Here is a 12,280-nt window from a genome sequence, read left to right on the forward strand (position 1 = left end):
AAATATGGGCTCGGCCGGATAATTCACCAATGCTCGACCTGGATCTGGATCGCATCGACCTTCGGCTGCTGAAGATTCTTCAGGAGGACGGCCGCATCACCAACCTCAAGCTGGCCGAGTTGGTGGCGCTCTCGCCCACCGCCGTGCTGGCGCGGGTGCAGCGGCTCACGCGCGAGGGTTTCATCCAGGGCTACGAGGCGCGGCTCGATCCGCACAAGCTCGGGCGCGGGCTCACGGTGTTCGTCGAGATCCTGCTCGACCGCACCACGTCCAACGTGTTCGAGCAGTTCAAGGCCGCGGTGCAGGTGCGCGACGAGATCATGGAATGCCACATGGTCGCGGGCGGCTTCGACTACCTGCTCAAGACCCGCATGGCCGACATGGCGGCCTACCGCGAATTCGCGGGCACGGTGCTGTGGCAACTGCCGGGCGTGCGGGAGACGCGGACCTACGCGGTGATGGAAGAAATCAAGAGCAGCGCGCGGCTGCCGCTGGCCGTCTAGCGCCCGTCAGGCGGCCTTGGGCCGGCCGCCGAAGATCGCCGTGCCGATGCGCACCATCGTGCTGCCGGCGCTCACGGCTGCTTCGAGGTCGGCGCTCATGCCGAGCGAAAGGGTGTCGAGTTCGACGCCGGCGTCGCGGATCGCGTCGTACACGGCGCGGGCGCGCAGGCACAGCTCGCGCTGCGCGGCGAAATCCGGCGCCGGTTCAGGAATGGCCATGAGCCCGCGCAGCCGCAGATGTGGCAATGCCGCCACAGCGCGCGCGAGCGGCAGCGCCTCTTCGGGCGGCACGCCGGACTTGTTGGCGCCGCCGTCCACATTGACCTGCAGGCACACCTGAAGCGGCGGCAGATGCGCCGGCCGCTGCGCCGAAAGGCGCTCGGCGATCTTGAGCCGGTCGATGCCGTGCACCCAGTCGAAATGCTCGGCCACGGGCCGCGTCTTGTTGCTCTGCAGAGGGCCGATGCAGTGCCATTCGAGCTCCGCGCGCAGGTCCGACAGCGCGGCGATCTTGTCCAGCCCCTCCTGCACGTAGTTCTCGCCGAACGCCCGCTGGCCCGCCGCATGGGCCTCGCGCACGGCCTCGGGCCCGAAGGTCTTGGACACCGCCAGCAGCCGGACTTCGGCCGGGTTGCGCCCATGTTCGGCGCAGGCCTTTGCGATCCGGTTCTTTACTTGCTGGAGGTCGTCGCCAATCATCGTCATAATCTTCCAAAATCGTATCAAAACGTCACCGAACTCGAGCCGAGGACCCCCGTGGACATTACCCAGCTGCTGGCATTCAGCGTCAAGAACAAAGCCTCCGACCTGCACTTGTCGGCCGGCCTGCCGCCGATGATCCGCGTCCACGGCGACGTGCGGCGCATCAACGTCGATGCGCTCGACCACAAGTCGGTGCACGCCATGGTGTACGACATCATGAGCGACACGCACCGAAAGCACTATGAAGAGTTCCTGGAGGTCGACTTCTCGTTCGAGATCGACGGCCTCGCGCGCTTCCGGGTGAATGCCTTCAACCAGGCGCGCGGCGCGGCGGCGGTGTTCCGGACCATTCCCTCGAAGATCCTCACGCTGGAGCAGCTCAACGCGCCCAAGATTTTCGCGGAACTGGCGCTCAAGCCGCGCGGGCTGGTGCTGGTGACCGGGCCCACCGGCTCGGGCAAGTCGACCACCCTGGCCGCGATGGTCAACTACCTGAACGAAAACGAGTACGGCCACATCCTCACGGTGGAAGACCCGATCGAATTCGTGCACGAATCCAAGAAGTGCCTGATCAACCAGCCCGCGTGGCGGCGCACGAGATCATGCTGGGCACGCCGGCCATCCGCAACCTGATCCGCGAGGCCAAGGTGGCGCAGATGTATTCGGCCATCCAGACCGGCCAGGGCGCGGGCATGCAGACGCTGGACCAGAACCTGACCGACCTCGTGCGCCGCAATGCCATTTCGGCGGCGGAAGCACGCGGCAAGGCCAAGATCCCCGAAAATTTCCCTGGCTGATCCCAGCCCTTCGGAGCACCGACACATCATGGAACGCGATCAAGCCAGCCAGTTCATCAACGACCTGCTCAAGCTCATGGTGAGCCGCAACGGCAGCGACTTGTTCATCACCGCGGACTTTCCGCCCGCGATCAAGGTCGACGGCAAGGTCACCAAGGTGTCGCAGCAGGCGCTGGGGGCGCAGCACACGCTGGCGCTCACGCGCTCGGTCATGAACGACCGCCAGACGGCGGAGTTCGAGCGCACCAAGGAATGCAACTTCGCGATCTCGCCGACCGGCATCGGCCGCTTCCGCGTGAACGCCTTCGTGCAGCAGGGCAAGGTCGGCATGGTGCTGCGGACCATTCCGGCCAAGCTGCCGACCATCGACGGGCTGGGCATGCCGCAGATCCTGAAGGACGTGTCGATGACCAAGCGCGGCCTCACCATCCTGGTGGGCGCCACGGGCTCGGGCAAGTCGACCACGCTGGCCGCCATGATCGACTGGCGCAACGAAAATTCCTACGGCCACATCGTGACGGTGGAGGACCCGGTCGAATTCGTGCATCCGCACAAGAACTGCGTGGTCACGCAGCGCGAAGTGGGCATCGACACCGACAGCTGGGAAGCCGCGCTCAAGAACACGCTGCGCCAGGCGCCCGACGTGATCCTGATGGGCGAAATCCGCGACCGCGAGACCATGGAGCACGCCGTGGCCTTTGCCGAGACCGGCCACCTGTGCATGGCCACGCTGCACGCCAACAGCGCCAACCAGGCGCTGGACCGGATCATCAACTTCTTCCCCGAAGAGCGTCGCGCGCAACTGTTGATGGACCTGTCGCTGAACCTGCGCTCGCTGATCTCCCAGCGCCTGGTGCCCACCGAGGACGGCCAGGGCCGCGTGGCGGCGGTGGAAGTGCTGCTGAACACGCCGCTCATTTCCGACCTGATCTTCAAGGGCGAGGTGGGCGAGATCAAGGAGATCATGCGCAAAAGCCGCAACCTCGGCATGCAGACCTTCGACCAGGCGCTGTTCGACCTGTTCGAAAGCCACTCGATCACCTTCGAGGACGCCATCCGCAACGCCGATTCGGCCAACGACCTGCGGCTGCAGATCAAGCTCAACAGCCAGCGCGCGCGCAGCACCGACCTCTCGGCCGGCACCGAGCACTTCGCGATCGTGTAGACGCAGGTGACGGGGGCTTCGCGTTGGCTTTAAGCTCTCGCCCATGAGCAGCATCAATCCCCGAACCTACGAATCCACTCCCTCCCAGACGGTGGCCTTCCTGGGCCTTGGCGTCATGGGCGGCCCGATGGCCGGGCACCTGGCCAAGGCCGGCCACAAGGTCACGGTCTACAACCGCACGCCGGCCAAGGCCGAGGCCTGGGTCGCCGAATTCGGCGCGCCCGGCCGCCATGCCGCCACCCCGCGCGAAGCGGCCGCAGGCGCCGACATCGTCTTCAGCTGCGTGGGCAACGACGACGACCTGCGCGCCGTGGTGCTGGGCCCGAACGGCGCCTTTGCCGGCATGAAGAAAGGCAGCGTGCTGGTCGACCACACCACCGCCTCGGCCGACGTGGCGCGCGAGCTCGCGAACGCGGCGGCGGCAGCCGGCCTGCAGTTCATCGACGCGCCGGTGTCCGGCGGCCAGGCCGGCGCGCAGAACGGCGCGCTCACCGTGATGTGCGGCGGCGACAAGGCGAGCTTCGAGCGCGTCAAGCCGGTGATGGAGGCCTTCGCGCGCGCCGTCACGCTGCTGGGCGCGAGCGGCGCCGGCCAGCTCGCCAAGATGGTGAACCAGATCGCCATCGCGGGCCTGGTGCAGGGCCTGTCCGAAGCCATTGCCTTCGGCCAGCGCGCGGGCTTGGACATGAAGCTGGTGCTCGAGGTGATCGGCAAGGGCGCCGCCCAGAGCTGGCAGATGGACAACCGCGGCAAGACCATGATCGACGGCAAGTTCGACTACGGCTTTGCGGTCGACTGGATGCGCAAGGACCTGGGCCTGGTGCTCGACGAGGCCAAGCGCAACGGCGCGCGCGTGCCCGTGACGGCGCTGGTCGACCAGTTCTACGCCGACGTGCAGCAGGCCGGCGGGCGGCGCTGGGACACGTCGAGCCTGATCATCCGGCTCAAGTAAAAACAAAAAAAAGCCCGCGCGAAGCGGGCTTTGTTTTTTGCGGGGTCAGCGCACCGGCGTGGCCGTGGCGCCGCCGGGCTGGGCCGGCGGCAGCGGCTCCATCGGCGGCAGCGGCACGCGCGACGACGACGAAGAAGACCCGGGCGCCGACGACGGCGCGGGTGCCGGTGCAGGCGATCCGGTGCCGCCCCGCTGCGCCTGCTGCGCCTGGCTGGCCAGCTCGGCTTCGCTCACCACCTCGACCACGCGCACCACCTTCTGCACGCCCGAGATGCCGCGTGCGATTTCGGTCGCGCGGTCGGTCTCGCGGCGCGTCGCAATGCCCATCAGGTAGACCACGCCGCGCTCGGTCACCACCTTGAACGAGTTGGCGAAGATGTCCTTGGCGTCGAGCAGCGAGGCCTTGACCTTGCCGCTGATGAACAGGTCGTTCGAGCGGTCCTGGAAGGTGCTGGGCGGGCCGACGGTGAGCTCGTTGACCACCGAGCGCACGTTGTCCACGCGCTGCACCAGGTCCTCGACGCGGCGGCGGTCGGCGTCGCTGCCCACGGCGCCGGTCAGCAGCACCTGGCGGTTGAAGCTGGTGACGCTCACGTACATGTTGTCGTTGGCGATCTCGCGCACGCGGGCCGCTGCGCGCAGCTCGATGCCCTGGTCGTCGAGCTGGGCGCCGGAGCTGCGGCGGTCGGTGGCCACCATGCCCACGCCCACCGCCGCGGCCCCTCCGACCACGAGCGGCACGCAGGCCGAAAGCCCGGCAACCAGGACGGTTCCCGAGGCAAGTGCAATGGCGAAGCGCTGGAACGGTGTCGTTGTCGTCATGTGGAAGCTTCCTGTTCTCCGAGTAGCTGGGCATCCACGCCGTCGCACAGGCAATGCAGCGCGAGCAGGTGGATTTCGTGGATACGCGCCGCACGTTCGTGCGACACGCCGATCTGGACGTCCGTTTCGCGCAGCGCGCGGCCGATGGCGCCACCGGTTCCGCTGCTGCCCGCGCCGGGCGAGGCCGGCTGGCCCGCGCTGGCGTTGCCCAGCAGCGCCACCACCGTCATGTCGCGCTCGTGCGCAGCCAGCACCGCGGCCAGCACGGCCGCCGACTGGCCGCTCGCGCTCAGCGCCAGCAGCACGTCGCCGGCCTGGCCGAGCGCGCGCACCTGGCGGGCGAAACGGTCGACGTCGGTGGCAGCGGCGCTGTCGGCCGACGGGTCGGTGGGATCGCCGGGCAGCGCGATGGCGCCGAGCTCGGGGCGCTCGCGCTCGAAGCGGCCGACGAACTGCGCCGCGAACTGCGCCGCCAGCAGGCCCGAGACGCCCGCGCCGCAGGCCAGCACCTTGCCGCCGCTGGTCACGCAGGCCAGGATCGCCTGCATGGCCTGCGAAATGGGTTTGCTGAGGATGGGGCCGGCCTGGTACTTGAGGTCGGCGCTGTCGATGAAGTGTTGCTGAATCCGTTGCTCGAGCATGGGGCGCGATGATACCGGGGGGCGTTGAAACAAGACGTTTGCGATGGATGGGAGGATGAATGTGTGGGTGGAGCCCGCGGCGCGCTTTCAGTTCCCGCCCGCGTCGAACGCGCCCTGCAGCCAGGTGATGCGCTCCTCGACCAGCACCACGTCGAAGCGGCAGGGCGGCAGCGTGCGCAGCCCGTTCAGGTAGTGCCGCGCCGCAAACACGATGCGCCGCTGCTTGAGCCCCGTGATGCTGCCGCCGGCGCCGCCGTGGGTGCCGCTGCTGCGCTGGCGCACCTCCACGAACACCAGCGTGGCGTCGCGCGGATCGCGCATGATCAGGTCGATCTCACCGCCGCCGCGCCCGGGCGTTCGATAATTGCGCGCTACCAGCGCCAGGCCGGCGCATTGGAGGTGGTCGAGCGCGGCGTCTTCCGCCGCATCGCCGCGATGCTTGGTCGTGATGGTCTTCATGCTGGCTCCCTGCCCGCTTCTTTTTTGTTCCTACGGAGAAACCCCTTGGCTTCACTAGCACCCGCTTCCTTCGGCGCCGCCCTTTCGGCCGCGCGCGATGCCTCGGGTGCACAGCATTATCCGCAGGGCACGCTCTACGTGGTGGCCACGCCCATCGGCAACCTGGCCGACATCACGCTGCGCGCGCTGCACGTGCTGCAGCTGGTCGATGCGGTCGCCTGCGAGGACACGCGCCACACGCAGAGCCTGCTGCGCGCCTACGGCATCGACCGGCCGAATGCCCAGCTCCTGGCCGTGCACCAGCACAACGAGGCCGAGGCCGCGCAGGCCGTGGTCGCGCGGCTCGCGCAGGGCGAGCGCATCGCTTACGTGAGCGATGCCGGCACGCCCGGCGTGAGCGACCCGGGCGCGCGGCTGGTCGCAGCCGTGCGCGGTGCCGGCCAGCGCGTGCTGCCGCTGCCGGGCGCGAGCAGCGTCACCACGCTGGTCGGCGCCGCCGGCCTGGTGGCGGCCGGCGACGAGAGCAGCGCCTTCGTGTTCGCGGGCTTCCTGCCGACCAAGGCCGGCGAGCGCGACGCGGCCGTGCAGGCGCTCGCACAGGAGCGGCGCGCCGTGGTACTGCTGGAAGCGCCGCACCGCATCGAAGCCGTGGCCCGCGCGCTGGCGACGCTGGGCGAGCGCCGCATCACCGTCGGCCGCGAGCTCACCAAGCAGTTCGAGGAGATCGCGACCGTCGCCGCCGCCGAGCTGCCGGGCTGGTTCGCAGCCGGCCGCGACCGCACGCGCGGCGAATTCGCGCTGGTGCTGCACCCCATGGCCGCGGCCGCCGACGACGGCGCCGAAGGCGAACGCGTGCTGCGCCTGCTGCTGGCCGAGCTGCCCGTGAAGACTGCTGTGCGGCTTGCGGCCGAGATCAGCGGGGCGCCGCGCAATGCGCTGTATGAAGCGGCGCTGCGCATTCGCAACGACGACGGCAACGAAGACGACGAGAGCGGCGCGTAGCCGCCAGCCTCAAAGCCCGCCCGGCAGCAGCGCGGCCAGTGCCTCGCGCATCCAGCGCGCGATCAGCTGCTGGCGCTCGCGCGGCATGCGGTCCAGGGTCGACGCCACGCTGATCGCGGCCACAGGCTCGCCTTCGCTGCTGCGCACCGCCATGCCCACGGCCAGCACGCCGTCGGTGGCATGGTTGCCGATGACCGACCAGCCGCGCTCGCGCGTCGCGCGCACCAGCAGCGCCATGCGCTCCGGCGTCATGCCGCCGTAGCGGCCCAGCACACGCGCATTGGCGGCGACGGCGGCATGGACCTCGTCGTCGGGCAGCGCCGACAGCAGCGCCAGGCCCGCCGCGCCCACACCCAGCGGCTGGCGCGTGCCCACCTGGATCACCAGGATCTGCACCGGGTGCGTGCCCACATGGCGCGCGATGCAATGCGACGCCGGGCCTTCGCGCACGATCGCGAAAGCCGCATCGCCGCAGGCCGCACTCACGCGCTCCAGCACCGGACGCAGGCGCACCGCCATGTTGGGCATGCCGGCCGGTTGCGCCATGGCCGCGAGCCGCGGCCCCGCCACATAGCGAAAGCGCCCGCGCTGCGCGGCATAGCCGCTCTCCACCAGCGTGGCCAGCAGGCGGTGCACCGTGGCGCGCTCCAGCCCCGCTGCGCGGCACAGGTCGACCACGCGCAGGCCTTCGCGGCCGCTGGCCAGCACCGCGTCCAGCAACTGCAGGCCGCGCCGCAGCGTGCGGCTGCCGGGGTCGTCGCCGGGCTCTGCGCTGGAGATGCGCGCGGCCGCGGCGCGGGCCGAAACGTCCGCCTGGCGGACGTTCTTATTCACGGTTCGCGAAGGCATGCGAAAGAATTTCTCGGTCGACGGAGCCATCGCGCAGTGTGCCGCAGCACGGCAGGACGCAGCCCGCGACAGGCATTGCATACCCAACTGGAGACAAGAAGTGAGCTCGTATTCCGCACCCCGCCGGCATTGGCTGGCATTCGCCGCCGCCCTCGCCTGCAGCGCCGCGCTGCCCCTGCAGGCGCAGCCCGCCACCCCCTGGCCGTCCAAGCCCGTGAAGCTCGTGGTCGGCTATGCCGCCGGCGGCGCCACCGACGTGATCGCGCGCCTCGTCGCCATCAAGCTGGGCGAGCAGCTCGGCCAGCCCCTGCTGGTGGACAACCGAACGGGCGCCAACAGCAACGTGGGCGCCGAGTACGTGGCCCGCGCGCCCGCCGACGGCTACACGCTCTACGTCTACACCATCGCGAACACCATCAATGCCTCACTCTACGGCAAGCTCGGCTACGACCCGGTCAAGGACTTCGAGCCCGTCGGCCTGATCGCCAAGATTCCCAACATCCTCGTGGTGAACCCGTCGTTGCCCGTGAAGAACGTGGCCGAATACGTGCGCTTTGCCAAGGAGTCGAAAGAGGGCATCACCTTCGCGTCGTCCGGCAGCGGCTCGTCCATCCACCTGTCGGGCGAGATGTTCAAGATGCAGGCCGGGCTCAACATGCTGCACGTGCCCTACCGCGGCAGCGCGCCCGCCATCACCGACCTGCTGGRCGGCCAGGTGCAGTCGATGTTCGACAACACGCCGTCGGCCCTGCCGCACGTGCAGGGCGGGCGCCTGCGCGCCATTGCCATCACCAGCGCCCGGCGTTCGCCGCTGCTGCCCGACGTGCCCACGCTGGCCGAGTCGGGCTATCCGGGCTTCGACGTGCAGTCGTGGTTCGGCTTGGCGGCCCCCGCGGGCACACCGCGCGCCGTGATCGACCGCCTGAATACTGCGCTCGGCAAGGTGCTGGCCGCGCCCGATGTGCGCCAGCGCCTGCAGGAGCTGGCCGCCACCCCCGAACCCGGCACGCCCGAGCAGATGCGCAGCTTTGCCGCGGCCGAGATCAAGCGCTGGCGCGACGTCGTGAAGGCATCCGGCGCCAAGGCCGACTGACAGCGACCACCAGAGCCTGCAAGGAGCACACCCACCCATGTTTCCGATCGACTTCTTCTGGCGCGCCGCGGTGCGCTGGCCCGACAACATTGCCATCGACGCCCCCGAGGGCGCCATCCGCTACCAGGAACTTGCTGCCCAGGTGGCGGCGCTGGCGGCCGCGCTGGTCGCGCTCGACCCCGCGCCGCAAAGCCGCGTCGCCATCTGCGCGAAGAACAGCGCGGAGCACATTGCCRCGCTGCTCGCGGTGCTGGCCTGCGGCAAGGTTTGGGTGCCGCTGAATCCGCAGAGCACGCGGCCCGAGATCCGCCGCATCGTCGATGCCACCGAACCTTCGATCCTCGTGCTCGACGCGGCCTGCGCCGCGCTGCTCGACGGTGCGCCCGGCGCGCGCATCCACACCGGCACGGCGCCGCAGCACGAAGCCACCATCGCGGCGCTGGTGACCCGGCATGCAGGCGCGCCGCGCCCTTCCTTCGCGCTGCCGCTGGACGCCACGCAGGCGATCAAATTCACCGGCGGCACCACCGGCGCGCCCAAGGGCGTGATGCAGCCCTACCGCGCATGGCTCGCCAACATCGCCAACCAGATCCACGCCTGGGGCTTCGACGAGCACGAGCGCTATGTGGTGGCGGCGCCAATCACGCACGGTACCTCGACCTACGTGCTGCCCATCCTGGCGCAGGGCGGCTGCCACGTGGTGCTGCCCGCGGCCGGCGCCGAGGCCGTGCGCACGGCCTTCCGCGAACGCGGCGGCACGACATGCTTCATGCCGCCCACGCTGGTGTACATGCTGATGGCGCTGCCGGGCGTGTCGCGCGCCGACTTTCCGCACCTGCGCCGGCTGATCTACGGCGGCGCGCCGATGCCTTCGGAAAAGATCCGCGAGGTGCGGGAATTCTTCGGCCCGGTGCTGGGCACCACCTACGGCCAGACCGAGGCGCCCCAGATCCTCACGGTGATGCACCCCGAAGACTTCGAGGACGAACGCAACTGGGCCGCCGTGGGCCGCACCGCGTGGTTCAGCGATGTGGCCATCATGGCGCCGGACGGCCGGCTGCTGCCCGCGGGCGAGGTCGGCGAAGTGGTGGCGCGCGGCGACCTGCTGATGGCCGGCTACTGGCGCCTGCCCGACAAGACCGCCGAGACGCTGGTGGACGGCTGGCTGCACACCGGCGACCGCGGCCTCGTCGACGAGCGCGGCTACCTCTACCTAAAGGACCGGCTGAAGGACATGGTCATCACGGGCGGCTTCAACGTGTACCCGGTGGACGTGGAGAACGCGCTGGGCCAGCACCCCGCCGTGCACGAATGCGCCGTGTTCGGCATTCCCGACGACAAGTGGGGCGAGGCGGTGCAGGCCGCCGTGCAGCTGCGCCCCGGCCGCCACGCCACCGAAGCCGAGCTGATTGCCTTCGTGCGCGAACGCCTGGGCCCGGTGCAGACGCCCAAGCACATCCATTTCCACGAGGCCCTGCCGCGCTCGCCCGTGGGCAAGGTGCTCAAGAGCGCCGTGCGCGAACTCGCCATGGCGGCCGCCGCCACATCCTGAACGAAAGAAACCACGCGATGACTTCCTCCTCCGCCACTCCCGTCACCCGCCTGTGCACCCACACGCTCACGAGCCTGCACTACCGCGACGCCGACCTGGTCGAAGACCTGCTCGGCAAGAAGACCTTCACCGAGGTGATGCTGATGCAGATCCTCAACCGCACGCCGCGCGGCGTGGACCTGCGCATCACCGATGCGGTGCTGGTGGTGCTGATGGAGCACGGCCTCACGCCCAGCGCCATCGCCACGCGCCTGATCTACATGAGCGCGCCCGAGAACCTGCAGGGTGCCGTCTCGGCCGGGCTGCTGGCCGTGGGCAGCTCGTTCGTCGGGACCATGGAGAACTGCGCCGGCCTGCTCGACCGCATCGGCGCCGCCGCCGACCCGGATGCCGAGGCGATGGCCATCGCGCGCCACTACAAAGGCCTCAAGAGCCCGGTGCCCGGCTTCGGCCACCACCTGCACAAGCCGGTGGACCCGCGCGCCTACAAGCTGCTCGACATGGCGCGCGCCGAGCCCGAGCTGGCCGGCCACAAGGTGCGGGCGCTGGAGCGCCTGTCCGCCGCGGTGGACGCCGTGGCCGGACGCCCCATCACCATCAACGCGACCGGCGCGGTGGCCGCGCTGCTGGGCGAGATCGGCGTGCCCACCGGCGTGATGCGCGGCTTTGCCGTGATCTCGCGCGCCGCCGGGCTGGTGGCGCACATCGTGGAGGAGCAGCAGAGTCCGTCGGGCCGCTTCATCTGGGACACCGTCGAGCACGCGATTCCGTTCGTCGGCGCGAGCGGGAAGGATGACGCATGAGCTTCACTCCTCCTGCGCTGCCACTGGACCTGTCGGGTCGGGTCGTCTTCGTGCTGGGCGCGGGCTCGGCGGGACCGGGCTGGAGCATCGGTCGGGCGTCGAGCGTCACCTACGCCCGGCTCGGCGCGCACGTGTGCGTGGCGGACCGCGACGCCGCCTCCGCCGAGGAAACCACCGCGCTGATCCGAGCCGAAGGCGGCACGGCCGAGACCTTCGTCGGCGATGCGGCGGACGAAGCCGACGTGGTTCGGCTCTTTGGCGAAGCACGCGAGCGCTTCGGCACGGTCGACGTGCTGCACCACAACGTGGGCATCGGCAAGACCGGCGGGCCCATGGAAACCAGCGCCGAGGACTTCGACCGCATCCACGCAGTGAACGTGCGCAGCCTGCTCCTGGCCACCCGGCAGGTGCTGCCCGGCATGGTCGAGCGCGGGCGCGGCGCCATCGTCGCCATCTCGTCGATCGCGGGCATGCGCTACCTGGGCTATCCGCACCTGGCCTACGGCGTGACCAAGGCCGCGGTCACGCAGTTCACGCGCATGGTGGCGCAGCAATATGCAGCCCAGGGCGTGCGTGCCAACACCGTCGTGCCAGGGCTGATCGACACGCCGCGCATCGCCACCACGGTGGCGAAGATGTTCTCGGACACCAGCCTGGAAGAGGCCAAGGCAGCCCGCGCGCGGCAGGTGCCCGTGGGCCGCATGGGCACGGCCTGGGACGTGGCCCATGCCTGCGCGTTCCTGGCGTCGGATGCGGCCGCCTATGTGACCGGCACCGAGCTGCTGGTGGATGGCGGCATCACCGGCAAGTTCGTGTAGCCCCATGGCATGCCTGCCGATGCGCAGGCCTCAGCCATCCAGCTCCGCATACCGCCTGAAGATCCCGTCCTCGTTGAACGCGATGCGGCGCGGGCTTTGCAGGTAGTCGTGCACGCGCTGGC

General features: G+C 69.8%; 13 protein-coding genes and 2 pseudogenes. 9 read left to right on the forward strand and 6 right to left on the reverse strand.

Features of this window, described 5'->3' with window-relative positions:
• Window positions 1-29: 29 nt before the first annotated feature.
• Window positions 30-503 (forward strand): Lrp/AsnC ligand binding domain-containing protein, encoded by a 474-nt coding sequence (locus AC1DOC_RS06110; protein WP_015867572.1) that lies wholly within the window; start codon window positions 30-32, stop codon window positions 501-503.
• 6 nt (window positions 504-509) lie between these two features.
• Here the strand turns inward: AC1DOC_RS06110 and AC1DOC_RS06115 are convergent, their stop codons facing one another.
• Window positions 510-1,208 carry a YggS family pyridoxal phosphate-dependent enzyme gene (locus AC1DOC_RS06115; protein ID WP_015867573.1) on the reverse strand — a complete coding sequence of 233 codons (699 nt, stop codon included), beginning with the start codon at window positions 1,206-1,208 and terminating at the stop codon, window positions 510-512.
• 51 nt (window positions 1,209-1,259) lie between these two features.
• On the opposite strand from AC1DOC_RS06115, the pseudogene AC1DOC_RS06120 reads away from it, so the two are divergent.
• From AC1DOC_RS06120 to AC1DOC_RS06130, 3 genes and pseudogenes are all read left to right on the forward strand, one after another.
• Window positions 1,260-2,002: pseudogene (locus tag AC1DOC_RS06120) on the forward strand (type IV pilus twitching motility protein PilT).
• Window positions 2,003-2,030: 28 nt separating this feature from the next.
• Window positions 2,031-3,167, forward strand: coding sequence for a PilT/PilU family type 4a pilus ATPase (locus AC1DOC_RS06125; protein WP_015867575.1), 1,137 nt, complete (start codon window positions 2,031-2,033; stop codon window positions 3,165-3,167).
• 43 nt (window positions 3,168-3,210) lie between these two features.
• Complete coding sequence (locus AC1DOC_RS06130; RefSeq protein WP_015867576.1) at window positions 3,211-4,119, forward strand: NAD(P)-dependent oxidoreductase; 909 nt, start codon at window positions 3,211-3,213, stop codon at window positions 4,117-4,119.
• Window positions 4,120-4,164: 45 nt separating this feature from the next.
• On the opposite strand, the gene AC1DOC_RS06135 is transcribed toward AC1DOC_RS06130, so the two are convergent.
• The 3 genes from AC1DOC_RS06135 to AC1DOC_RS06145 all read right to left on the reverse strand — a co-directional run bounded on the left by AC1DOC_RS06135 (window position 4,165) and on the right by AC1DOC_RS06145 (window position 6,041).
• A complete protein-coding gene (locus tag AC1DOC_RS06135; protein ID WP_015867577.1) occupies window positions 4,165-4,941 on the reverse strand; it encodes a BON domain-containing protein in 777 nt (258 codons plus the stop codon).
• Window positions 4,938-5,582, reverse strand: a complete 645-nt coding sequence (locus AC1DOC_RS06140) for an SIS domain-containing protein (protein ID WP_015867578.1) — start codon at window positions 5,580-5,582, stop codon at window positions 4,938-4,940. The genes AC1DOC_RS06135 and AC1DOC_RS06140 overlap by 4 nt, the downstream gene beginning before the upstream one ends.
• An 87-nt stretch (window positions 5,583-5,669) precedes the next feature.
• Window positions 5,670-6,041 (reverse strand): YraN family protein, encoded by a 372-nt coding sequence (locus tag AC1DOC_RS06145; protein WP_015867579.1) that lies wholly within the window; start codon window positions 6,039-6,041, stop codon window positions 5,670-5,672.
• A gap of 45 nt (window positions 6,042-6,086) precedes the next feature.
• On the opposite strand from AC1DOC_RS06145, the gene rsmI reads away from it, so the two are divergent.
• Window positions 6,087-7,043, forward strand: a complete 957-nt coding sequence (rsmI, locus tag AC1DOC_RS06150; RefSeq protein ID WP_015867580.1) for a 16S rRNA (cytidine(1402)-2'-O)-methyltransferase — start codon at window positions 6,087-6,089, stop codon at window positions 7,041-7,043.
• Window positions 7,044-7,052: 9 nt separating this feature from the next.
• Here rsmI and AC1DOC_RS06155 read toward each other — a convergent pair whose 3' ends face one another.
• Window positions 7,053-7,892: an IclR family transcriptional regulator domain-containing protein gene (locus AC1DOC_RS06155; protein ID WP_015867581.1), complete on the reverse strand. Its 840-nt coding sequence runs from the start codon at window positions 7,890-7,892 to the stop codon at window positions 7,053-7,055.
• A gap of 100 nt (window positions 7,893-7,992) precedes the next feature.
• Here AC1DOC_RS06155 and AC1DOC_RS06160 point away from each other — a divergent pair, with 100 nt between their 5' ends.
• Genes AC1DOC_RS06160 through AC1DOC_RS06175 form a run of 4 tightly spaced genes read left to right on the forward strand, consistent with a single transcriptional unit; the run spans window position 7,993 to window position 12,158 of the window.
• Window positions 7,993-8,985, forward strand: a complete 993-nt coding sequence (locus tag AC1DOC_RS06160; RefSeq protein WP_478129540.1) for a tripartite tricarboxylate transporter substrate binding protein — start codon at window positions 7,993-7,995, stop codon at window positions 8,983-8,985.
• A 37-nt stretch (window positions 8,986-9,022) separates the two neighbouring features.
• Window positions 9,023-10,537: a class I adenylate-forming enzyme family protein gene (locus tag AC1DOC_RS06165; RefSeq protein WP_478129541.1), complete on the forward strand. Its 1,515-nt coding sequence runs from the start codon at window positions 9,023-9,025 to the stop codon at window positions 10,535-10,537.
• 17 nt (window positions 10,538-10,554) lie between these two features.
• Window positions 10,555-11,340: a citryl-CoA lyase gene (locus AC1DOC_RS06170; RefSeq protein ID WP_015867584.1), complete on the forward strand. Its 786-nt coding sequence runs from the start codon at window positions 10,555-10,557 to the stop codon at window positions 11,338-11,340.
• Window positions 11,337-12,158: an SDR family NAD(P)-dependent oxidoreductase gene (locus AC1DOC_RS06175; RefSeq protein WP_015867585.1), complete on the forward strand. Its 822-nt coding sequence runs from the start codon at window positions 11,337-11,339 to the stop codon at window positions 12,156-12,158. Before AC1DOC_RS06170 ends, AC1DOC_RS06175 begins: the two co-directional genes overlap by 4 nt.
• 30 nt (window positions 12,159-12,188) lie before the next feature.
• Here AC1DOC_RS06175 and AC1DOC_RS06180 read toward each other — a convergent pair.
• A pseudogene (locus AC1DOC_RS06180) lies at window positions 12,189-12,280 on the reverse strand (glutathione S-transferase); the annotation flags it as partial.

Source organism: Variovorax sp. 01T439_2 (assembly GCF_056398445.1).

Bases quoted from the DNA above. Each gene is read 5' to 3' on its own strand.
- AC1DOC_RS06135 (WP_015867577.1), bottom strand. From the start codon at position 4,941: ATGACGACAACGACACCGTTCCAGCGCTTCGCCATTGCACTTGCCTCG.
- AC1DOC_RS06140 (WP_015867578.1), bottom strand. From the start codon at position 5,582: ATGCTCGAGCAACGGATTCAGCAACACTTCATCGACAGCGCCGACCTC.
- AC1DOC_RS06115 (WP_015867573.1), bottom strand. From the start codon at position 1,208: ATGACGATGATTGGCGACGACCTCCAGCAAGTAAAGAACCGGATCGCA.
- AC1DOC_RS06125 (WP_015867575.1), top strand. From the start codon at position 2,031: ATGGAACGCGATCAAGCCAGCCAGTTCATCAACGACCTGCTCAAGCTC.
- AC1DOC_RS06155 (WP_015867581.1), bottom strand. From the start codon at position 7,892: ATGCCTTCGCGAACCGTGAATAAGAACGTCCGCCAGGCGGACGTTTCG.
- AC1DOC_RS06170 (WP_015867584.1), top strand. From the start codon at position 10,555: ATGACTTCCTCCTCCGCCACTCCCGTCACCCGCCTGTGCACCCACACG.
- AC1DOC_RS06145 (WP_015867579.1), bottom strand. From the start codon at position 6,041: ATGAAGACCATCACGACCAAGCATCGCGGCGATGCGGCGGAAGACGCC.
- AC1DOC_RS06130 (WP_015867576.1), top strand. From the start codon at position 3,211: ATGAGCAGCATCAATCCCCGAACCTACGAATCCACTCCCTCCCAGACG.
- AC1DOC_RS06175 (WP_015867585.1), top strand. From the start codon at position 11,337: ATGAGCTTCACTCCTCCTGCGCTGCCACTGGACCTGTCGGGTCGGGTC.
- AC1DOC_RS06110 (WP_015867572.1), top strand. From the start codon at position 30: ATGCTCGACCTGGATCTGGATCGCATCGACCTTCGGCTGCTGAAGATT.